The 23,003-nt window shown below is 49.8% G+C and carries 15 protein-coding genes; 12 read left to right on the top strand and 3 right to left on the bottom strand.

The features are described from left to right. Window positions 1–5: 5 nt before the first annotated feature. The gene (locus BUA17_RS12780; RefSeq protein WP_072733832.1) at window positions 6–1,457 is read right to left on the bottom strand and encodes a MocR-like pyridoxine biosynthesis transcription factor PdxR; all 1,452 of its coding nucleotides are present in this window, start codon (window positions 1,455–1,457) and stop codon (window positions 6–8) included. 672 nt (window positions 1,458–2,129) lie between these two features. On the opposite strand from BUA17_RS12780, the gene BUA17_RS12775 reads away from it, so the two are divergent. From BUA17_RS12775 to BUA17_RS12720, 12 genes are all read left to right on the top strand, one after another. Continuing rightward, entirely contained in the window at window positions 2,130–2,486 is a 357-nt protein-coding gene (locus BUA17_RS12775) for a nucleotide excision repair endonuclease (RefSeq protein ID WP_063565880.1), read from the top strand. 279 nt (window positions 2,487–2,765) lie between these two features. Continuing rightward, on the top strand, window positions 2,766–3,515 hold the full coding sequence (locus BUA17_RS12770) for a Bax inhibitor-1/YccA family protein (RefSeq protein ID WP_063565881.1): 750 nt from the start codon (window positions 2,766–2,768) through the stop codon (window positions 3,513–3,515). Between the two features lie 273 nt (window positions 3,516–3,788). Beyond that, window positions 3,789–5,006 (top strand): AraC family transcriptional regulator, encoded by a 1,218-nt coding sequence (locus tag BUA17_RS12765; protein WP_072733831.1) that lies wholly within the window; start codon window positions 3,789–3,791, stop codon window positions 5,004–5,006. A gap of 49 nt (window positions 5,007–5,055) precedes the next feature. Next, window positions 5,056–6,102, top strand: a complete 1,047-nt coding sequence (locus BUA17_RS12760) for an ABC transporter substrate-binding protein (protein WP_083584694.1) — start codon at window positions 5,056–5,058, stop codon at window positions 6,100–6,102. A 524-nt stretch (window positions 6,103–6,626) separates the two neighbouring features. After that, window positions 6,627–7,487, top strand: a complete 861-nt coding sequence (locus BUA17_RS12755) for an alpha/beta hydrolase (RefSeq protein ID WP_072733830.1) — start codon at window positions 6,627–6,629, stop codon at window positions 7,485–7,487. 167 nt (window positions 7,488–7,654) lie between these two features. After that, window positions 7,655–8,440: a 2,3-dihydro-2,3-dihydroxybenzoate dehydrogenase gene (locus BUA17_RS12750; RefSeq protein WP_072733829.1), complete on the top strand. Its 786-nt coding sequence runs from the start codon at window positions 7,655–7,657 to the stop codon at window positions 8,438–8,440. 23 nt (window positions 8,441–8,463) lie between these two features. Further along, entirely contained in the window at window positions 8,464–9,798 is a 1,335-nt protein-coding gene (gene dhbC, locus BUA17_RS12745) for an isochorismate synthase DhbC (RefSeq protein WP_072733828.1), read from the top strand. Window positions 9,799–9,801: 3 nt separating this feature from the next. Next, entirely contained in the window at window positions 9,802–11,415 is a 1,614-nt protein-coding gene (locus BUA17_RS12740) for a (2,3-dihydroxybenzoyl)adenylate synthase (protein WP_072733961.1), read from the top strand. Window positions 11,416–11,493: 78 nt separating this feature from the next. Then, entirely contained in the window at window positions 11,494–12,543 is a 1,050-nt protein-coding gene (locus BUA17_RS12735) for an isochorismatase family protein (protein WP_072733827.1), read from the top strand. Then, a complete protein-coding gene (locus tag BUA17_RS12730; protein ID WP_244552133.1) occupies window positions 12,540–19,778 on the top strand; it encodes an amino acid adenylation domain-containing protein in 7,239 nt (2,412 codons plus the stop codon). The genes BUA17_RS12735 and BUA17_RS12730 overlap by 4 nt, the downstream gene beginning before the upstream one ends. A 12-nt stretch (window positions 19,779–19,790) precedes the next feature. After that, window positions 19,791–20,027 (top strand): MbtH family protein, encoded by a 237-nt coding sequence (locus BUA17_RS12725; protein ID WP_072733826.1) that lies wholly within the window; start codon window positions 19,791–19,793, stop codon window positions 20,025–20,027. Further along, window positions 20,024–21,505, top strand: coding sequence for an MDR family MFS transporter (locus BUA17_RS12720; RefSeq protein ID WP_072733825.1), 1,482 nt, complete (start codon window positions 20,024–20,026; stop codon window positions 21,503–21,505). Before BUA17_RS12725 ends, BUA17_RS12720 begins: the two co-directional genes overlap by 4 nt. Before the next feature lie 184 nt (window positions 21,506–21,689). On the opposite strand, the gene BUA17_RS12715 is transcribed toward BUA17_RS12720, so the two are convergent. Both BUA17_RS12715 and BUA17_RS12710 read right to left on the bottom strand, forming a co-directional pair. Then, window positions 21,690–22,004, bottom strand: coding sequence for a hypothetical protein (locus BUA17_RS12715; protein ID WP_024629712.1), 315 nt, complete (start codon window positions 22,002–22,004; stop codon window positions 21,690–21,692). 238 nt (window positions 22,005–22,242) lie between these two features. Then, complete coding sequence (locus BUA17_RS12710) at window positions 22,243–22,926, bottom strand: 4'-phosphopantetheinyl transferase family protein (RefSeq protein WP_072733824.1); 684 nt, start codon at window positions 22,924–22,926, stop codon at window positions 22,243–22,245. Between the last annotated feature and the right edge of the window lie 77 nt (window positions 22,927–23,003).

Raw genomic sequence — 23,003 nt, 5'->3', positions numbered from 1 at the left:
CCTCCTCATTTCATTTGAGCAACCGTCTCGCCAATGATGCGAATACCTTTGCGAATGTTCTCATCGCTGACTCGGGAGAAGCCCAAACGCATCGTGTTTTGTCCCTGGCCTGGTTCAAGATAAAAGGTATCCCCGGGCATGAAGGTAACGCCTTTTGCCTTGCAAGCCGCCAGCAGCTCCCTCGTGCGGTATTCTGGTGGAAATTGTACGAACAGGTGAAGTCCGCCTTCACCGGAAACCCGGCACATTGGCAGATACTGCCGCAAGCAACGGACCACCAGTTCATATTTTCGCTTGTACTCTGTACGGGCCCGCTTCAAATATTTCTCGAAATTGCCGTTGCTCAGATATTGATAGAGCAGGGACTGGTCCAGCGTCGAGGTATGAATGCTGCGCGCCCGTTTCATGCTTTCCAGGTAATCAATCAGCGCCGCATCCGCAATGACCCAGCCTACACGCAGTCCCGGAAACAATATCTTGGAGAAGCTGCCCAGATACACGAGTCCGTTCCCTTTGCCCACACTGGCAATCAGAGGGGAGACATGGGAACCGGAATAGCGCAGTTCCTCGTTAAAGCCGTCTTCAATAATCGGCACCTGGTACTGGTTCATCAACCGAATGATCTCTGTCCGTTTGGCAGGTGATGTGACGATCCCGGTTGGATTGTGGTAGGAGGGCACGAGATAGGCCAGATCATACGGGTTGGCTGCAAGTTCCCGTTCCAACTGCTTTAGGTCCAGACCATCTGATTCCATATCCACACCGGTGAGATGGAATTGATGAAGTCTCAGATTTTTAACAGCGGTATGATGTGTCGGGTTTTCACACAGGGCCCTGCCGCTTTTTTTGCGAAGTGCGCCTAGTACCAGATCAAAACCTTCCGTAAATCCGTTGGTAATCAGAATATCTTTGCCGGATAGGTCGACACCTTTATTTTCCATATAGCGCAGCAGATACTTCATAAGAGGTCTGTAGCCTTGTGCATATCCGTAATTCAGCAGCACTTCCCCTTCAAGCGACATCCGGTCGAGAAAGGCTCTTTTGACATTGTGCATGTCGAACAGCTTCTCATCCGGCGCGATGCTGGTAAATGAAATCTCACCACGCTCTGAGCCAGAGCCATGTTTCATCAGATCATACTGCTCTGCCTGGATTGCATAATCGCTGACACGTTCGTTCCAGTCCAGCTGCCACCCGGATGTTGCCTCAGGTGCATCAATGGTGGAGCTTACGTAATTGCCTTTGCCTTTGATCGCGTAAATCAGGCCTTCCTCCTCAAGTTCAGCATAGGCCAGCAGAATCGTGCTGCGGCTTACTTTCATGAGTGTACTGAGTTCGCGGGTGGAAGGAAGCTTTTGTTTGGCTTGCAGGCCGCCTTTGAGCATCAATCGCTTCATATAATCTTTGACTTGTATATATACAGGGCGGTCCTCCGTCAGTTGCAGATCGGAATACATCCCATCACTCCCTTATTTGCTATCTTGCCATATTATAACCCCCGCAGAAAGAACCACGATACCTCTGTTTCCCTGCGGAGGTGGTTGGTTGTTTGCGCAAACGTAAAAAAGCCCTGGCATCATGCCGGGCTGGGGTGAAACGTGATCCATCTTTTATAGTGCTGCTGCTTATAACTTTCTAGGTTGGCGTTGCATGACTAGTCTCTCTAGGATCGATAGCTATCTGTCCTTCTACGTGTGTCTATTTACTCTCGTACGGCTATAATTGCAGGCTTTCTAGGTCAATCCAGTTCTATACTATCTTCGTAAATCTAGGATCTTTCTACGTTTGCTTGCTGCAAGGGTCGAATAGATGATGAATCGTAACACTATAAGGCTAGGTTCTTGCTAACTGTACTCTTGTCGTGCGCACGTAACAGAATTCAGTATGAAAAAGATGATCAATCATAGGGTACAATAGACGGAAGTAGATATAAAGACATATGTCTTAGTGCCCAAATTCTTCCTCATACCCCTATAGTACCACTTTGAATCAGGGAAGTTAACCTTTTTTTTGAAATATTTGTCGTAATAGTTGAAAAAAGCTTGAATCTTGCTTCTTATTAATGAAATGGTTTCCCTTTATAATATATGATAGGATGTAAACCTATAGATAATGAGGAAGTGAACCTATTGATTAATATTACTGTGCCAACACCAGATGTCACCATCACGAAGCAGGCTGATCCACAGCTTAGCCACATTTATGGATTCACCGATTTCCACCTGATTACGCGGGAACAGGGCGGTATCTTTATGTTTTACAATGCTGCTGATGAGTTGTTATTTGTCGGGAAAGCACGAAAATTAAGACCGCGCATCAAGAAACATTTTGAAGATACCGTATCACCAATGAAGTCACACCGCGAGGAAGTAACCACCATTGAAGTGTGCGTTATTGAAGATCCGGTGGATCGCGAAATTTACGAGACCTATATCATCAACACGATGCGTGCGAAATACAATGTAGATAAAGTGTTGTACAAATAATTATCTCGAATATGCCCCAAGAGCGTTAAGAATTGGAATCAAATGATGGAATGTGCTGAATAAAGCGTAAAGTATTCTTCGCAAAGTTTTGGGACATATAGCCCATGCCTTGCGTCAACAGACAAGGATGTGATCTCCGGATTGCATCCCACGTCTGCCTGGAAGCATTAGAATTTATATTTTCAATATGCAATTTAATATGTAGTTCGTAGAAATGGCAATGTAGAACGTAGAGATGGTAGTACAGGATTAACCAAATACATAGAAGAGGTGATTGTTTTGATCGGACGTAGCGGTAACCCCACACTCAAAGATAGTACGTTTGAAGACTCCAGAGGCTATGGAGATGATCGATATCAGACTAGAATGACGATTAACGGTACGGTAAACAAGGCGTTTATTACGCTGGTAATCCTGCTGGGCAGTGCATTTGCATCTTGGATGATGTTTTTCAATGGGCAGGAAGTGCTTCCTCTTGCATATGGAGGGGCGATTGTCGGATTTATCCTCGCATTGATTATTTCATTCAAACCTGTTGCAGCGCCTTATCTTGTGCCGATCTATGCCGTTGCGGAAGGGATGTTCCTCGGAGCACTCTCGGCTACGTATGAATACTTGTATAACGGCATTACGCTGCAAGCTGCTTTGCTGACCATGGCCGTCTTTATTGCTCTGCTGATGGCATACAAGACAAGACTGATCAAAGCTACGGAGAATTTCAAGCTGGGGGTTGTGGCAGCAACCGGAGGCATCATGATTATGTATCTCCTCAGTTTTGTTCTTGGTTTTTTCGGGATTACCGTTCCCTATCTGCATGACAACAGCCTGATCGGAATCGGCATTTCTGTCGTCATCGTCATTGTGGCCGCACTGAATCTGGTACTTGATTTTGATTTTATTGAAAGTGGTGCCGACAACGGTGCTCCGAAATATATGGAGTGGTACGGTGCATTTGGATTGATGGTTACGCTGGTATGGCTGTATCTAGAAATTATTCGTCTACTCGGCAAGCTGCGGAGCCGGGATTAAATTCAATTCAAATTTTTACAAACTTAATGTTGCAAAATTCGTCATCAAAAGCTAACTCGTGCCCAAAACACGCAGTTAGCTTTTTTGCCTTTTACGCGATAGTCTCAACATCGAACTGTGTACATTCTTCCATATATGGATTGACTGAATGGAAAAGAATGTGATATTTTAATTGATAATGATTATCATTTTCGTTAGTCTAATATAGTACCGGCTGTATTGCCCTGTACATTTCATATCAAACCGATCAAGCAGATCGAAAGGAGTGGCCTCATGTTACTGGAAAATGATTCGCAGACCCCTGCGCACTTACCCGTTACCGGCCGCAGTCCCAAGACGGATCTTGCCAAGGTAAAAGTATATATGGATGAGCACTATGACGAACCCTTGTCTATTGCGGATCTCGCCCACAAAGCCAATATCAGTGCGAAATATTTCGTGGACCTGTTCAAGAAGACCTACGGGCAGAGTGCAATGGAATATCTGACCGATCTTCGCATCAATCGTGCGAAACGATATCTGAAAGAAACAGGATACAAACTTCGTGAAATCGCGCTGAGAGTGGGCTATAGCGATGAGTATTATTTCAGCCGCAAATTTAAAAAAGAAGTGGGCGTATCTCCTTCGGATTATGCCAAAAATGCGAGAATACGCATCGCCACCTGCTCCTCCAGCATTATTGGACAGCTGCTGGCGCTTAATGTCATGCCTGTCGCTGCGCCGATTGACCCCAAATGGACCGCTTATTATTATAACGCGCACCGAACAGAGATTCAGTCACACTTGAGACTAACAGACCCGTATACCAGCTTGAGATTTGAAGCCAACGTGGAGCGTTTGGTTCATATCCGGCCGGACGCTATTGTCGGTACGGATCAGATCAGTGATCAGGATCAGGCCAAACTGGCTGAGATTGCACCTTGTTGTTTTGTACCGAAGTATCACTTGGATTGGCGTGCGCAGTTACGCATGATTGCTGCTTTTTTGGAGCGGGAAGAACAGGCAGAGCAGTGGATTAGCGTATACAATCAGCGAGTCGAGAAGGCACGGGATTCCGTAAAACAGAAAGTGGGGCGAGAGAAGGTCATCGTTGTCCGGGTGTATGGTCAGCACCTTTATCTGTATCGAAATCCGGGCATTGAAGAGGTGTTGTACAATAATGGATTACAACTGGAGACGTTTCCCGATGTTCAGGCCAACACACGGTTAACATTGGAACAACTGGCTGCGCTAAATCAAGATCGGATTCTTGTTATGGTGTGTCCTGAGGCCGCATCGCGGGCGTATTGGCTTAGTCTACAGCACTCGCCGGTATGGCGTCAGCTTAAGGCAGTAAGGCAATACCAGATTCATCTGATCACAGGTGACCCATGGTTTGACTACTCTGCCGTAGGCGTGATGCGCATGCTGGATGAAGCGCTCCTGATTTTCACGGGATATTGTCCAAATGTATATCTGGATAACGTCCATGGTGATTCCCGGGCTACATGACATATAATCCATCTATCTAAATGAGAATGTTTATCAAGGGGGATATGTCATGTTTCAACAGAAAAAAGGTAACGGACAAAGTTCCGTTCGTCCATTTCGTAGTACCGGTTTCTCGGCCTTGCTCGTACTGGTATTGATTACGGGTCTGCTGTCTGCCTGTGGTTCAAAATCAGAAGTTGAGGGAGAAGCACAGAAAGAGCAGCCAACAACGGAGGCTTCCACCACGGCCTCATCAGGGACTGCTGTAAGCGAAGAGAACACGGAAGAAACCAAAGGAGAACGAACTGTCAAAGATGATCTGGGACATGATGTTATCGTTCCTGAGCATACGGAGCGTGTTTTTGCACCTTATCTGGAAGACTCTCTGCTGACGCTAGGCGTTAAACCGGTAGCTCAGTGGGCAAGTGGTACGCAAGGCCATGTTTACCTTAAGGACCAGTTGAGCGGAGTGCCAACACTGGATTTCTCCAGTGGTTTGCCTTCTCCTGAAGCACTAATGGCGTACAATCCGGATTTTATTATTCTACACACGGCCCAATATGCTGAGAACGGTGTATATGAGAGTTATTCGAAAATTGCACCAACCTACGTATTTACGAATGCTTCGGGTGATGTAGAGAAGTCTTTGCAGGTGATCGGTGATCTTCTGGGCAAAACGGCTGAGGCCGAAAAAGCCATTGCAACATATCATGCGAAGGTAGATGATGCTAAGGCCAAGCTCGCTAAAGTTACCGAAGGCAAGAAAGCAGCGATCATTCGTTTTGCACCTCGCGGGATTAGTATGATGGGTGGTAACTACTTTAGTGGTTACGTGGTATATCAGCAATTGGGGCTTGGCAAGCCAACACTGGTACAAACGGAGAACAGCGCAACGGTATCGACCGAGGTGTTGCCTGAGATTGATGCCGACTTTATTTTCACGGTGGAACAGGGTCGGGGGAGCATGAAGGAAATGACGGATACCAAAGTATGGAACAGCATGCCAGCCGTTAAAGCTGGAAATGTGTACGCAGTAGAGCCAGCTCCGTGGCTGGGCGGTGGATTGATTGCTTATGGTCATGTCATTGACGACACGCTGAAGGCGTTGACCCAATAATAGAGACAATCCATTGATGTATTGATCGAAATATGAGAAATGTAGCTCCCTGCGGAGTGCCAGAAGCCGGACAAATTCCAGCGTTTCAGGTATTCCGTGAGGGAGTTTTTTTATTTTGAGGGGTAACCAAGTCGGTTACAGAAATGTGGAAATATGGAGATAATCAAAATCATTTCTGGATATCGTCCATGGGACAGTCGGATTTACTCTCTTATAATTGGTAATGAGAATCAATCTCATACATTTCAATAATTATATTAAACATAACAGTATAAGTTGAGTTTATGAACTACACAGAAACGGAGACGTCAGAAAAAACCTGGAGAAGCGAAGCGTTCGCCTGAAAGCTTTCTGAAAGAAAGCTACGTCGAAAGCATAGGCTATCTCCGGATTTCTCCCTTTATAAGAGGGGATAGAGGAAATCTGGAGATAACAGCGATTGGAAGGTTATTCTGACGGTGGAGTGTATGTGTAATTCAATATTCAACTTATATACGCAGAACAACGAGGAGGAACCATCCGTAATGACGTTTCAGCCCAATCAACCCGCATCTGGCACCCTTGAACATATCGCACGCAGTACCGTACAGATTCCACGCGCCGAACAGTGGACCATGAAATCACGCAACGGCAATCATGCCTATCAAATCATGGTATTCCAACCGGCAGAAGCACCACCGCCTTCGGGATATCCGGTGATCTATCTGCTGGATGCCAACTCGGTGTTTGGCACGATGGTCGAAGCCGTTCGTGTACAGGGCCGCAGACCGGAGAAGACCGGAGCACTTCCGGCCATTGTTGTTGGCATCGGGTATCCAACGGCCGGTCCTTTTTCACCGCACCGTTACTATGACTTTACCCCGCAGACCACAACGGAATATACCCAGAATTCGGATGGAACACCTTTACCAAAACAGGGTGGAGCCGATGAATTCTTGCAGTTTATTGAAGAAGAGCTGAAGCCGGATATGGAACAGCAGTTCAGGATTGATCGGAGCAGACAGGCTATTTTTGGTCATTCCCTTGGTGGATTGTTCGTGTTGCATACGCTGTTCAAGAAACCGGAAGCTTTTCGCTATTACATTGCGGGCAGCCCTTCGCTTCACTGGAATCAGAACGTCATGCTGGCGGAGGAACAGGAATTTGTCGCACGGCTGAAGCAGCATCCCGTGAACGTCAAGGTGTGGATTGGCATGGGTGAACAGGAGAAGACACATCCTGCGCGCAACAATGATAAGGCTTCGAGTCTTACAGAACGGTTATCTGCGCTGAATCAGCCGGGTCTGGACATTAAATATACCGAGTTTGAAGAAGAAAACCATGTATCCGTATTGCCGTTTCTGATTAGTCGTACGATGCGTTTTGCCTGTAGCCCGGAGTCGTAGGAGGAAAGAGACGACAGTATTTCTCAATCAGAGGTATCGGTATGGGAGATTGGGCGAAAGGCAAGTGGACCGAAATGTGACGGATTTACGGATGATCCAATCAGGTTCAGCAGGCTAACATATCTCTCCAACAGGAGAGGGAGCAGTAATGCAAGGGAGGAACAGGAGTGAGTTACACAGGAATTGATGGAAAAGTAGCCGTAGTCACCGGTGCTGCGCAAGGCATCGGTGCAGCCGTGGCGAGATTGCTTGCTGAGCAGGGCGCTATTGTTGCAGCTGTCGACATACGAGAGGATCAGTTGAATCAACTGGTCACAGATCTGCATAGTCAGGGTTATCAAGCAACGGCCTGTCCTGTGGATATATCTAATCGTCAATTCGTCGAAGATGCAATCCAGCGTATTGAGAATACATTAGGTCCGATTGGCATTTTGGTGAATGCAGCGGGAGTACTATACACGGGGGCTGTGAGTGAGCTCCGCGATGAAGAGTGGACAAGAACTTTTGACGTGAATACACATGGTGTATTTTACATGTCACGTGCTGTGGTGCGATACATGGCCGAACGTCAGTCGGGGGCGATCGTTACTGTCGGTTCAAATGCTTCTGGTGTGCCCCGGATGCATATGTCCGCCTACGTAGCCTCCAAAGCGGCTTCAACCATGTTCACCAAATGTTTGGCTCTTGAATACGCCTCAGATCATATCCGCTGTAACATTGTATCTCCAGGTTCGACGGATACCGATATGCAGCGTGCATTGTGGGCGGATGAGCAGGGAGCACAGGCAGTTATCGCGGGTTCCCAGCAAGCATACCGACTGGGCATACCACTGAACAGGCTGGCGTTGCCATCGGATATAGCGGATAGTGTGCTTTTTTTGGTATCGGATCAGGCTAGACATATTACGATGCATAACTTGTGTGTGGACGGAGGCGCCACGCTAGGTGCCTGAATCAAGATAAGGAGATGATAATCATGTCAAAAGCGGGTACGGTTGCTGCAACTTCCGCCTTACACCTTCTGGAACAATATCGAGAGGGGACGTCCTTTTTCTGGTCTTCACCGCAACATACCCTGTTAGCTCAAGGGGAACAGATCCGATGGTCTGCCATGGAGGTATCGGAAGGGAATACAACGGATTCCATGGGCGCGGTTAATGTTACTGAACAAAAGCGGAAGGAAGAAACGCAGCTTTTCATTAACCGGATGGAGCAGTTGATGGAAAAGGCGAGACGCTCGGGCCAAACGAAACCGATTGTGGTCGGCGCCATTCCGTTCGATCCGATACATTCTTCTGCAGAGCTATTCGTGCCAGAGAAGATCCAATGGGCTGATCCTTTATCCCCGGACGCCAGAGCATCGGTGGAAAAACGCCCAGCTGCAGTGGGTTGTGAGGTACGTGAAGAACCTGCCGGAGCTATATTTCAGCAAAGCGTAAAAAACGTTTTGTTGGATCTAAATCAAGGCAATCTCCACAAAGTGGTGTTATCCCGTACACTGCATGTGACTTCACAGACGATTGTGAACACGCATCAGTTACTCCGTAATTTGTTCAGGGATAACACACACGGATATACATTTGCTGTTCCGATGACGAAACTCTCTCTAGAAAAAGGTGATATAACAACGAATAAACGCGCTTATGTGGAGGCGGAAAAAGAAACTCATCGGACTTATATCGGAGCGAGTCCCGAATTGCTGGTTACCCGGAAAGGGTCCAAAGTGAGAGCCAATCCACTCGCTGGGTCTGCTGCCCGGAGTGATGATCCGGCTGAGGACCGTCGCCGTGCAAAAGCACTGCTGGCTTCCGCCAAAGATCGCCATGAACATGCAGTAGTCATTGAGGCTGTGGCGGAAGCGCTGCGTCCGTTGTGTAAGCAGCTCTCCGTCCCGGCAGAACCCTCCTTGATCCAAACACGAACCATGTGGCACTTATCTACGGAAATTCACGGGGAGCTTGCTAATGTGAACACATCATCACTGGAACTTGCGTTTGCTCTCCACCCTACACCAGCAATTTGTGGAACGCCTGTACAGGCCGCTCGGGAAGCCATCCGAGAACAGGAACCGTTTGAACGGGGATTATTCACCGGCATGGTGGGCTGGTGTGATAGTGAGGGTGACGGCGAGTGGGCTGTAACGATCCGATGTGCGGAAGTGGAAGGGAATACGCTTAAACTGTTCGCTGGCGCGGGTATTGTGGCAGGTTCTACAGCCGAAGCGGAGCTGGCAGAGACCTCAGCGAAATTCGGAACAATGCTGCTCGCCATGGGTTTGGATTCATCTGTGTCCAGTATGAAGGAGGAATGAATGATGCTGTCAGGATTTCAGGCCTGGCCTGAGGAAGTTGCCGAACGTTATCGTCAGGAAGGCTGCTGGGAAGGAATTACGTTTGGAGAAATGCTCCGCCAGCGCGCAGAACTATATGGCAATCGAGTAGCCGTTATCAGTGGTGAACAACAATTAACCTATGCGGAGCTGAACGATCGGGTGGATCGTCTGGCCGCTGGCTTATATGCCAAAGGAATACGACAGCATGATCGAGTTATTATCCAGCTGCCCAATATTACGGCGTTTATCGAGGTGTGTTTTGCCTTATTCCGCATTGGTGCACTGCCTGTATATGCACTTCCCTTACATCGGAAGAGTGAGATTACGTATTTTGCCCGTTTCTCTGAGGCCGTAGCATACGTGATACCTGATCAGGATGGAGGGTTTGATTACCGCACACTGGCCGAAGAGGTTCAGGCAGAGGTTCCGGGACTTCGGCATGTATTCGTGGCGGGAGAAGCGGGGCGATTTACGGCTTTGGAGGATGTTTATACAGCAACAGTCACACTGCCGGATGTGCCAGTTTCTTCGGATGTTGCTTTTCTACAGTTGTCTGGTGGAAGTACCGGGCTGTCCAAAATGATTCCCCGCACTCATGATGACTACATCTACAGTTTGCGGAGAAGTGTGGAAGTCTGCGGACTTACCCCAGATAGTGTCTACCTAGCCGTTCTGCCTATAGCACATAACTATCCCATGAGCTCACCCGGCTTTCTGGGTACGCTGTATGCGGGTGGAACCATTGTACTGTCACGCGGGTCCAGCCCGGATGAAGCTTTTCCACTCATTATGCGCCATAAGGTAACCATAACGGCTCTTGTACCACCACTTGCACTCATATGGTTGAATGCGGCGGCTACCCTGGGGATTAAACTTCCTTCACTTGAGGTGCTTCAGGTTGGTGGAGCCAAATTCAGCGCCGAGGTGGCTGCACGTGTCCAACCCGTCCTAGGCTGCACCTTACAGCAAGTGTTCGGCATGGCGGAGGGGCTGGTGAACTACACCCGTCTGGATGATCCGTTGCATGTGATTGTTAACACTCAGGGCAAGCCGATGTCTCCGTATGATGAAGTACGAATTGTGGATGAAGAGGACATGGATGTGGAACAAGGACAATCGGGGCATTTACTGACAAGAGGACCTTATACGATTCGAGGTTACTACAAGGCTGATGAACATAATGCCAGATCGTTTACCACGGACGGTTTCTATCGTACCGGAGATATTGCCAGTCTTACGGCTGATGGATATCTCGTTGTGGAAGGACGGGCGAAGGATCAAATCAACCGTGGCGGCGACAAAGTGGCTGCCGAGGAAGTGGAAAATCATCTGCTGGCCCATCCTGCCGTACATGATGCGGCATTGGTATCCATGCCGGATGAATATCTGGGCGAGCGCTCCTGTGCATTTATCGTGCCGAGCGGTGAAGCTCCGTCAGCTGCCGAAGTGAAATCTTTTCTGCGTAACCGGGGCCTGGCGAGCTATAAAATACCGGATCGGATTGAGTTTGTGCAGTCTTTTCCCAAAACTCAAGTTGGCAAAGTAAGCAAAAAAGCGTTGCGTGAGATGATTACGGCTAAACAGCCCATATCCTAATTGTTATTTCTGATAGATAGCACTACAGCGCAGTGATGAACATGATTGTGATAAATAAAGCTGAAAAGAGGGATATTCATGGCACTTCCAAAGATTCAACCCTATGCAATGCCTGTAGAGTCGGAGCTTCCTGTCAACAAGGTAACATGGACACCGGATACGAAGCGCTCGGTACTCCTGATCCATGATATGCAGCAATATTTTATGAACGCCTTTATGGCAGGGCAATCCCCTGTTGTGGAGCTGATCGATCATATTTCACAACTTCGTTCGAAGTGTCATGAGCTTGGCATTCCGGTGGTCTACTCCGCACAACCGGGCGGACAGACTCCGGAGCAGCGTGGGTTACAGCTGGACTTTTGGGGTGCGGGAATTGATGGAGGACCTGTGCAAAAAGAGATTATTGATGCGCTCGCACCCGCTCCGCAGGATACGTTCATGACCAAATGGCGATATAGCGCCTTCCAGAAAACAGAACTGTTCGAACTAATGCAGCGGGATGGCCGTGATCAACTGATCGTTTGCGGTATTTATGCTCATATCGGATGTCTGATGACCTCTTGTGAAGCCTTTATGAGAGACATTCAGGCGTTCCTGGTTGCGGATGCAGTAGCTGATTTCTCGGCGGAAAAACATCGCATGGCCCTGACGTATGCAGCAGAAAGGTGCGCGGTAACACTGACAACCGGACGTTTACTTGAATCGCTAAATGATTCTGCCGCTGACGGAAATGAAGGAGCACTGAAATCCGAAGTGGGTGAGCAAGGGGAGCGCTCCTATGCTGCATCTGCTCAGGTGGCTGGTTCGGAGGCTGAGCAGCAAACGGCATCCGCAGCAGAGCCAATTCAGGACGGAAGTCATGGCATTGAACAAGTCACGTTGGAAGCATTGAGAAATCAGGTCGGAGAGATGCTCCAGGAGCAGCCTGGCAACATTGGAGAGCACGATGATCTGATTCAGATGTGGGGACTGGATTCCATTCGTATTATGAGTCTGGCTGAGCGCTTTCGAGTGGAAGGAGCGGGGGTAACGTTCGTGGATCTGGCGGAGCTGCCTACATTGGCTGCATGGGCAGCATTGCTGGATAAGGCCCCAAATAAGGTGCTCCCGAACGGAGACTACTTTTGAGCGGGGCCGTGCATACGTCGCACAGTCGGGACACGGCTTGGCCCCTGTCCTCTGCACAGTCCGGCATCTGGTTCGCTCAGCAGTTGAATCCGGACAATCCGATGTACAATACTGCCGAGTATGTGGTCATCGAGGGTAGCGTAGACGCCAGACGATTCGAAGAAAGTGTGCGACAGACCGTTTCGGAAGCAGAATCACTGAATATGGTTTATGGCGAAAATGAACAAGGCCCATGGCAGTCTTTGAACACCAACCCGAATCATTGGACATTTCATGTCATCGACGTGAGGGAGGAATCGGAGCCCCACACAGCAGCACTGGCCTGGATGAAAAATGATCTTGCCAATCCCGTCAATCTGGCGACAGGTCCACTCTTCACGGAGGCGTTGTTCCAGGTAAGCCATAATTGTTATTACTGGTACCAGCGAATTCATCATATCGCAATCGATGGATACGGCGTTTCGCTGATTACCCGCAGGGTGGCGAGCCTATACTCCGCAAGTGTACGAGGAGAAGCTGTAGATCAAGTGCAGCAGGGGGCGTCGTTTGGCTCATTGACGGCTGTACTTCAGGAAGACGAGGCTTATCTTGGCTCCGTGGATAAAGAACAGGATCGTCAGTTCTGGATGGATCGATATGCTGATGAACCGGATGTTATCAGTCTGGGGGAACGGGCTCCGCGAACCTCTACCTACTTCCTGAGACAGAGCGGTCTGCTTACACAGTCGCAGCGCGAGCAAATGCAGGCGGCAGCGGCAAGGTTCGGTGTGACCTGGCCGGATTTGTTTGTAGCGGCAACAGCCATTTACGTACACCGCATGACAGGGGCGACCGATGTTGTGCTGGCCCTGCCCGTGATGTGCCGATTGGGATCAACATCCTTGCGGGTTCCGGGTATGGTCATGAATGTACTTCCGCTGCGTCTCAACGTAGAGTCAAATCTGACCGTGTCAGAGTTGCTGAAACAGGTTGTCCAGGAGATTCGGGCGGTACGCAAGCATCAACGCTATCGGCACCAGGATCTGCGGCGTGATCTGAAGCTGCTTGGAGAGAATCGTCGCCTGTTCGGACCCATGATTAATGTCATGCCATTCCACCATGAATTAAACTTTGCAGGGCAGCGCGGCATGATTCACAACCTGTCCACGGGCCCGGTAGACGATCTGTCCATTCATGTGGTGGACCAAGGGCATGGTCATGGGCTGAGCATTGATTTTGATGCGAATCCGTCTATCTACAATGATTCCGAACTGCAGAACCATCAGCTTCGTTATATGCAGCTGCTGAACTTGGTAATGCAGGAAGGCATGGAGACGGAGACGGTGGGACGACTGGAATTGCTGCTCCCTGCCGAACGTGAACAAGTATTGGTGACATGGAATGGAACGGGAGGGGTGACGGCCGATAGCAATTCAGCAGCACTGTTTGAACAGCAGGTCCGCCGTACACCTTCTGCAACGGCGCTGACATTCGAAGGGGAGTCCCTGACATATGCGGAGTTGAATGAACGAGCGAATCAGTTGGCTCATGAATTGATACAACGATATCAGGCAGGACCGGAACAGCGGGTGGCCATTGCTCTGCCTCGTTCGCTCGAAGTGGTCATCGCCATTGTGGCTGTCCACAAAACGGGGGCCGCCTATCTGCCGCTTGACCCTGACTATCCCGAAGAGCGTCTGATCTACATGTTGGAGGATGCCAAGCCTGCTTGTGTGGTGACGGTGATGGACCATGTTTCCAGTCTGCCGACAACATCCAGTGTACCGATGATGGTCATGGATGAACCAAATACTGCTACGGCAGTGAGTCGCCGGCTTGGAAGTAATCCCGAAGGTGATGATCTGACAAGTACAGCTTCTCTGCACAATCCTTCGTATATTATCTACACTTCAGGCTCCACAGGTAAGCCCAAGGGCGTAGCCGTAACCCATCTGGGGCTGGCGAATCTGCTTGAGGATATGAAGACGAGACTACAGGTTGGTCCGCAGGACCACTGGCTGTCGGTGACTACGATTGCTTTTGACATATCCGTACTGGAAGTATTTCTGCCGCTTACGACGGGTGCCCGGCTGGATATTGCACACAAAGAGACGATTCTTGATCCGGTAGCTCTGGCTGGGAAGATGAGAGAGCTGGGAACCACCATCATGCAGGCTACGCCTACGTTATGGCAGTCTTTGGTGACGAGCCGGCCAGGGCGATTCGATGGGCTAACCTTGATTACTGGAGGAGAGGCGCTGACGGAGGAACTGAAGCTTTCTTTGCAGGAACTGGGGTGTCACGTTAATAACCAGTACGGCCCAACCGAGACAACCATTTATTCCACAGCTGCCTCGTTCGACACAGGGGAAATGGGGAAACCGTCGATTGGTGGTCCGGTTCGCAACACGCAGCTATATGTGCTGGATCAAGGCTTAAAGCCAGTACCCTCGGGTGTAGTAGGGGAACTCTATATCGCAGGCGAAGGGCTTGCGCGCGGGTATTTGGGCAGGCCTGATCTGACCGCAGAACGCTTTGTAGCCAATCCCTTCGGTCAGCCAGGCAGTCGGATGTACCGTACAGGAGATTTGGCGAAATGGCTGCCGGATGGTTCTATCGATTATTTGGGTCGTGCAGATCATCAGATCAAAATTAGAGGTTTCCGGATAGAACTGGGCGAGATTGAATCGGTAATCTCCAGGTATCCTGGCGTAGCTCAGGTCACGGTCATGGCTCGCGAAGACCAACCGGGAAACCAGCGATTGGCAGCGTACGTAGTGGGTGAGTCTGAACTCGAGAATCGTATGGATCTGGCAGAACTAAGAGCTTACGTGGCGGATGCGTTGCCGGATTACATGGTGCCTGCTGCATTCACACTACTGCCCGAGATGCCGTTGACACCGAATAAAAAGATCGATCGCAAACGGCTTCCTGTGCCTACTTTGCTGTCCAATGCCAATGGACGGGAGGCGCGCACGCCACAAGAAGAAATTCTGTGCAGTCTGTTCGCTGAGATTCTTGGTGTTGGTCGTGTGGGCATTGACGATGATTTCTTTGAACTGGGTGGGCACTCTCTGCTGGCTGGACGAATTACAGCACGTATCCGTGATGTATTCGGTGCAGATCTAACGATCGGCAGTGTATTTGAAGCTCCAACCGCCGCAGGCCTAGCCAAACGATTGGATCAGGCGAAATCGGTGAGACCTGTTATTCAGCCTGTTTCACGTCAGGGGGAGCTTCCGCTCTCCTTTGCCCAGCGGAGGTTGTGGTTCATGTATTGTCTGGAAGGCGCCAATCCGACGTATAACATTCCGCTGGTTGCCCGGTTGGCCGGGAAGCTGGATACGGATGCTCTGGAGAACGCCCTGCAGGATATTGTAGACCGTCATGAGACATTACGAACGTTGTATCCGCCTGAAATGGGTTCTGCGAGCCAGCATATTCTGAATGCTGCTGACGTCAAAGTGAAATTGAATATAACCGCTGCTACGGAGCAGGAGCTTCCCGAGCTTCTGACAGAAGCGTCACGCTACAGTTTCCAGCTTTCCACTGAACCAGGCATTCGTGCCGAGTTGTTCAGAATCGGCGCTGATGAGCATGTGCTGTTGTTGCTGCTGCATCATATTGCCGGGGATGGATGGTCATTGTCACCGCTCATCCGCGATCTGTCGGTGGCTTATGCATCACGCTTGAGGGGTTCTTCACCTGCCTGGGAGCCGCTGCGCATTCAATATGCCGACTATGCGGTGTGGCAGGAGAGATTGCTAGGGAATGAGAAACAGCAGGACAGTCTGATTGCAAGACAGATGGAATTCTGGAGCAACCAGCTGGCCCATTTACCGGAGCAGGTTACATTCCCTACGGATTACGCACGTCCAGTCGTGTCCAGTTATCGCGGTGGGTCAGTGCCTTTTACGATCAGTCAACGTTTTCATGAGCAATTAATGATCATCGCACGTGAGAATAAAGTCAGCCTGTTCATGGTGCTGCACTCGGCACTGTCCTTGCTGCTTACCCGAATGGGTGCAGGAACGGATATCGCGATAGGAACACCGATTGCCGGACGGAGCGATGATGCGCTGGATGAAGTCGTGGGTATGTTCATTAACACCCTTGTGCTGCGCACAGATACTTCAGGTGATCCAACATTCCGTGAGCTGCTGGCTCGTGTGCGAGAAGTCGACCTGGCAGCATATGAACATCAGGATCTGCCCTTTGAACGGTTGGTTGAAGTATTAAATCCGCCTCGATCCCGTTCCAAACATCCGCTCTTTCAAGTGATGCTTGTGCTGCAAAATACACCGGATATTCGTCTTGATCTACCGGGTATTGTGGCGGAAACCCGCATGCATGGTGTGGGTTCATCCAAATTTGATCTAACCCTTGAGCTGACAGAGCAGCGTGAGCATAACGGATCTCCAGGCGGAATTGAAGGTGTGCTGGAATATAGTGCAGATCTCTTTCGGGAGTCTACTGCAGGTGAACTTGTGGTCCGATTGATGCAGGTGCTTGAAGATGCAGTGCAGCAGTTGGATGAGCGAATCAGCAGATTTCATGTCGTGACCCCAACAGAGCAGGCCCAGCTTGAAAAAGAATGGTCCTTTACGCTGAGTGAGGATGCGCAACTGACCATAGCCGAGCGCTTTGAAATACAAGCAGCTGCTCTTCCGGAAGCGACTGCCATGACCTGTGAGGATATCACCTTGAATTACAGGGAGCTGAATGCAAGAGCCAATCAGCTTGCCAGATTACTGATCGCTCAAGGCGTGGCACCGGAACAAATGGTTGCGCTAGCCTTGCCTCGTTCCGTTGAAATGGTTGTGGGCATTCTCGCTGTGCTAAAAGCAGGAGCCGCGTATCTGCCACTTGACCCCAATTATCCGGCAGATCGGTTGACACATATGCTGACAGATGCAGCACCGAAAGTAATGGTAACGAGTACAGAGGTATACACCTTGCTTCCACAGGTGGCAGAAATTCAGTGTATTAATATGGACGATTTGCATACTTTGCAGCAATTGGAGATGCTGGATGATCGAAACCCTGCGGATAGTGAACGCAATGGGCGTGTAACACCTCTGAGCCCGGCTTACATGATCTATACCTCAGGCTCGACAGGCAAGCCCAAAGGGGTCGTTATTCCGCATGCGAATGTCATCCGTTTATTGGATGCCACGCAGCACTGGTTCCATTTTGACGCGAGTCATGTATGGACCTTGTTCCACTCCTATGCATTTGACTTCTCCGTATGGGAAATCTGGGGACCGCTGCTGCATGGAGGGCGATTAGTCGTTGTTCCTCATGAGATTAGCCGTTCACCTGGAGCGTTCCTGCAGTTGCTTGCTGAGCAAAAGGTGACCGTATTGAACCAGACGCCATCCGCATTCTACCAACTCATGCAGGCTGACAGGGAAAATCCGGCCTGGGGACAGCAGCTTGCACTCCGTTATGTCATTTTTGGAGGCGAGGCACTGGAGCTTGGGCGCTTGGATGATTGGTATGAACGTCATGCTGATGATGCGCCAAGACTCATCAATATGTATGGCATCACTGAGACGACGGTTCATGTCAGCTACCAGGAACTGCATGCAGGCAGTTCTACGGAAGGCGCGAGCAGCTGGATTGGATGCGCCATACCGGATCTTCGGGTATATGTGTTGGATGATCAGCTTGAGCCTGTACCAACAGGAGTAACCGGAGAGATGTATGTAGCCGGAGAGGGTCTGGCTCGTGGTTATTGGAAACGACCTGATCTTACAGCTGAGCGATTCGTTGCTGATCCATACGGTCCACCAGGCACACGTATGTACCGGACAGGAGATCTGGCGAAGCGTCTGCATGATGGCTCGCTTGATTATTTGGGGCGGGCGGATCAGCAGGTGAAAATACGGGGATTCCGCATTGAGCTTGGCGAGATTGAAGCGGTGCTGGCAAGGCATTCAAGCGTGGGCCAGGCTGCTGTAATTGTCCGTGAGGACCAGCCGGGGGATAAACGTCTTGTAGCTTATATCGTTCCGGCTTCGGACACAGGGACGATACCGGAATCGACTGCCTTGCGTCGTCATGCGTCTGCCAGCCTTCCGGATTATATGGTTCCATCTGCGGTTGTAGCGATGGAGAGCCTGCCGCTTACAGCTAATGGAAAGCTCGATCGCAAGGCACTACCCGCACCGGAAATGCAATTAACGACAGGTGGCAGAGCGCCTCGCAACCCGCAGGAGGAGATCCTCTGTGATTTGTTTGCCGAAGTATTGGGCATGCGGAGTGTTAGCATTGACGACAGTTTCTTCGAGCTGGGTGGTCATTCGTTACTGGCTGTTCGCTTGATGAGCCGCATTCGTGAAGCGATGGGAAGGGAGCCGGGTATCGGCATTCTGTTCGAAACAGCTACCGTAGCGGGGCTGGTGGAGCGATTGGAGATGGATAGCGATTCCGGAAAAAGCTCGCTTCAAGTTCTGTTGCCGCTCAGAACGCATGGGGAACATCTGCCTATATTCTGTGTCCATCCTGCAGGAGGACTTAGCTGGTGTTATGCTGGGCTGATGAAACATCTGGGCATGGAATATCCGTTCTATGGGTTACAGGCCAGAGGAATTGCTGAGTACGAGGAACTTCCGTCTACACTGGAAGATATGACAGCAGACTACATCCGCCATATCCGCTCGGTACAGCCTGAGGGACCTTACCGTCTGCTTGGCTGGTCTCTCGGAGGTAACGTAGCCCAGGCTATGGCGGTACAACTGCAATCGGAAGGGGAAGAAGTGGAGTTTCTTGCCATGCTGGATGCGTATCCGAGCCACTATCTGCCGATTCGCGGAGAACCGGATGAGGAAGAAGCCTTAACGGCATTGCTTGCACTGGGTGGTTATGATCCGGACAGCATTGGGGATGGGCCGCTGGATATGGCAACGGCTATGCGCATATTGCGCAGTGAGGGCAGTGCACTGGCAAGTTTGGACGAAGATACGATCATGAAGCTGCGGAAGACCTATGAAAATTCCGTACGGATCTTGGGGGCCTATACGCCATCCCGATTCGAGGGGGATCTGATCTTCTTCCGTTCCACCATTATTCCGGACTGGTTCGACCCGATTGAACCGGAAATGTGGAATGCGTATATCGGGGGCCAATTGGAACGTCATGATATCGATTGCCGTCACAAAGACCTCTGTCAGCCTGGACCGCTGGAGGAAATCTGCCGAACACTGGCCGCCAAGCTGGAAGAGCTGAACAAGCGCGAAATTCAACATAAATAGGAGGATAAGGCGATGAGCAACCCATTTGAATATGAAGACAGCAATTATCTGGTGTTAATCAATGAGGAGGGGCAATACTCCCTCTGGCCTGCATCCCTTGAAGTGCCCGCAGGTTGGACCGTGATGCTTGGCAAGGCCAAGCGCCGGGTGTGTCTTGATTACATCGCCGAGCAATGGACAGATCTGAAACCGTTAAGCCTCTGTGATGAAATCGGTATGCCTGGAGCCGTTCATGAGGCTAGCAGATGAAATTCGGTCTGAATCCCAAGGTCATTGTTAGCATCGTCTATGTGTTAGCGATGTTTATGGTGGCTATGGATGGAACGGTCTTGAACGTAGCATTACGAACCATTAGTGAGGAGCTAGGGATTCCCCCGGCTGCTTCGGGTACCTTGAACGTGGGGTATTTGGTGAGTTTGGCTGTATTCCTGCCTGTTGCCGGGTGGCTTGGTGATCGATGGGGAACGAAACGAGTTTTCTTATCTGCACTGGCGCTGTTTACGGTATCCTCTGCACTATGTGCGACGGCCGATCAATTAAGTACGCTAACATTCTTTCGCATTTTGCAGGGTGCAGGGGGTGGTCTGCTTACTCCTGTGGGGATGGCGATGCTGTTTCGAACCTTCCCTCCCCAGGAACGGGCGAAGGTATCTCGAATGCTCGTACTGCCCATCGCGCTGGCCCCGGCCCTAGGGCCGATTGTGAGCGGATTGATTGTGGACCAGCTCTCTTGGCGATGGATCTTCTATGTGAATCTACCCGTCGGCATTCCAGCGGTAATCTTCGGAATGATTTATCTGAAGGAGCACAAAGAACAGGGAGCCGGTCGACTGGATGTACCGGGGTGGTTATTATCTGCCCCAGGACTCGCTCTGACGATGTACGCTCTTAGTCAGGGTCCACTGCGAGGGTGGACTTCCCCTCTTATTATTGGAGCTGGTCTGACGGGAATCATCCTGCTCACGTTGCTTGTGTTTGCCGAACTGCGCGCGAAGCAGCCTTTGCTTGATCTCCATTTGCTGAAAGACCGTTTATTCCGCTATTCGGGTCTGGTGTCGGTATGTGGAGCAGCGGGTCTGCTGGGCATGTTGTATGTATTTCCGCTGATGTATCAAAACGTGCTTAACGCCTCTGCGCTGGAGACAGGACTAACCACATTCCCTGAAGCTCTGGGACTTATGATCGCTTCGCAGCTTGTGCCCTGGACATATCCTCGGCTGGGTCCGCGTAAGCTGATATCCATGGGTTTGATCTGCACGGCTGTGATTTTCATTACGCTTAGTCAGATTACAGTGGATACGAATCCGTGGTTCATTCGTTCCTTATTGTTCGGCGTGGGGATCTTCCTGGGGCAGACGGTAGGCGCGGTACAGATTGCTTCTTTTGCCCGAATACCGCCTCCTTCCATGGGACGAGCCTCCACCTGGTTCACGGTGCAAAATCGGCTGGGTTCCGCCATTGGAATGGCGTTATTGTCTGCTGTTCTGGCTGGCGTAGGTACAACGACGGTTACTGCGGCTGGAGCGATGGAGCCGAATATGCTGGCGTACCGTTTGGCTTTACTGGGGGCTGCTACGTTTTTGTTAATTGGCCTATGTTTTGCCCTGAAAATCAGCGATGCTGACGCGGCAGCAACGATACGAAAATCCAGTGGTCACGGTCTCTTCCGGAGGCAAAAGAAATCTCCACCATTGACGCAGGAATCGTCTGTACAATCGAAAGGTTAAGTCCTGTAGCCTGGCAGTTGAACATGATATCTCTTCAGATCAGGAGTACGTGAATGCAGTTCATTGAATATTATAAAGTCCCTGGCGGGTTCGCCGGGGACTTTTCGGTATTTCTAAATGCGTGCTAGTTCATCAATCTACAATAAAATCTAAATTGCTATGTTTGTTACATTCTTTTCTAAGTTTATGCTGCTCGAGCAATAATCTGATTTCTCTCAAGAACCGCTTGAGACTCAGCATTTGCAGGACGGTAGCCTTTCTCCAGCAATTCTTTAATGTAAATTTTGTTGTAAACGAAGGAGAATACGATTCCACTAACCCAAGCTCCGATGCCCACAGTGAAGACTCCAAGAGCAACACTAATCAAAAACATGATGGCAGCCCATTTCAAATCACCACGGAAAAGCGCAGGAAAAAATCCAAAAAAGAGTGTTGTCCAGCTGAAACCAACCTTAACGTTTTTGGTCACACCTGCATTGTTTTGCAAAAAGATATGCATTTGTCCACTTCCTTCTAAAATAATAAATGGAGAGAGAATCGAGCATTAACAAGTATGTACTGTAGAAAATAGTTATAAATACCTGATCTATATTACCTACTTCTCTTCCTTTTGGTCCTATAGTACCATTAACTGGACAGAATGTTAATCATTTTTTTTGAAAATTATGGTTCGGAAAGGGATTAATGCACGTTTTGATAAAATGTAAAAAATGAAGGAGGGGTTTGTAACCCCTCCTTCATAATAATGCTTGATACAACCCTTCGATTGTGATGACATCCGGCTGGGTGGGTAAATCTTCTCCTGCGGAACAAGCTGCTAACATATGACCGTGATCCAGCCGCAGGCTGAGGAATGGATATGCGGCTGCTTCTGGCGAGTGCCAGTTCCCGTCAGCATTGCGGATCATGGAGAATGAATCAAGTGGCATGGACAGGCCCATGCCGACGGCCTTGATGTAGCTTTCCTTCAGCGTCCATAGACGGTAGAAGGTCTCCAGCTGCATCTCTGCGGGCTCCGCAGTCAGGAATCCGCTCTCCGTGAGAGAGAAGAAACGCTCTGCAATCTTCATGTCGATAGGCGCTATTTTTTCAACATCCACACCCAGATCAGCCTCACCGCCAGAGATTAAAGCAATCCAATCGCCAGAGTGCGAGACATTAAATTGAACATCAGCATGGTGACTGAGGGAAGGTTTGCCGTATTTGTTACGGGTAAACGAAAGCTCTCCCGGCCTTAGGCCAGTCAACTTGCTCAGCGCCACACGGGTCAACACTTCACCCAGAACAGAGCGATAGGCGTCCGCCTGATGTACAAAACGTGAAGCTTGTCCTCGTCTTTCCTCAGATACTCGCGACAGAAAAAGATTCCAGTATGACTCCGGCAATTCTGCCGGAACTTGAAGAATTTGAATCGTTATCATCATTTATCACCTGACGATGTATTCGGCATGGATTGCACACTTTCCTTTATAATCATCGGTTTATCGGGTCTGCGCGT

This window comes from Paenibacillus sp. ov031 (assembly GCF_900143165.1).
Classification (GTDB): domain Bacteria; phylum Bacillota; class Bacilli; order Paenibacillales; family Paenibacillaceae; genus Paenibacillus; species Paenibacillus marchantiae.
The sequence above is the reverse complement of the archived record's forward strand: the minus strand, read 5'-3'. Positions and strand labels throughout refer to the sequence as shown.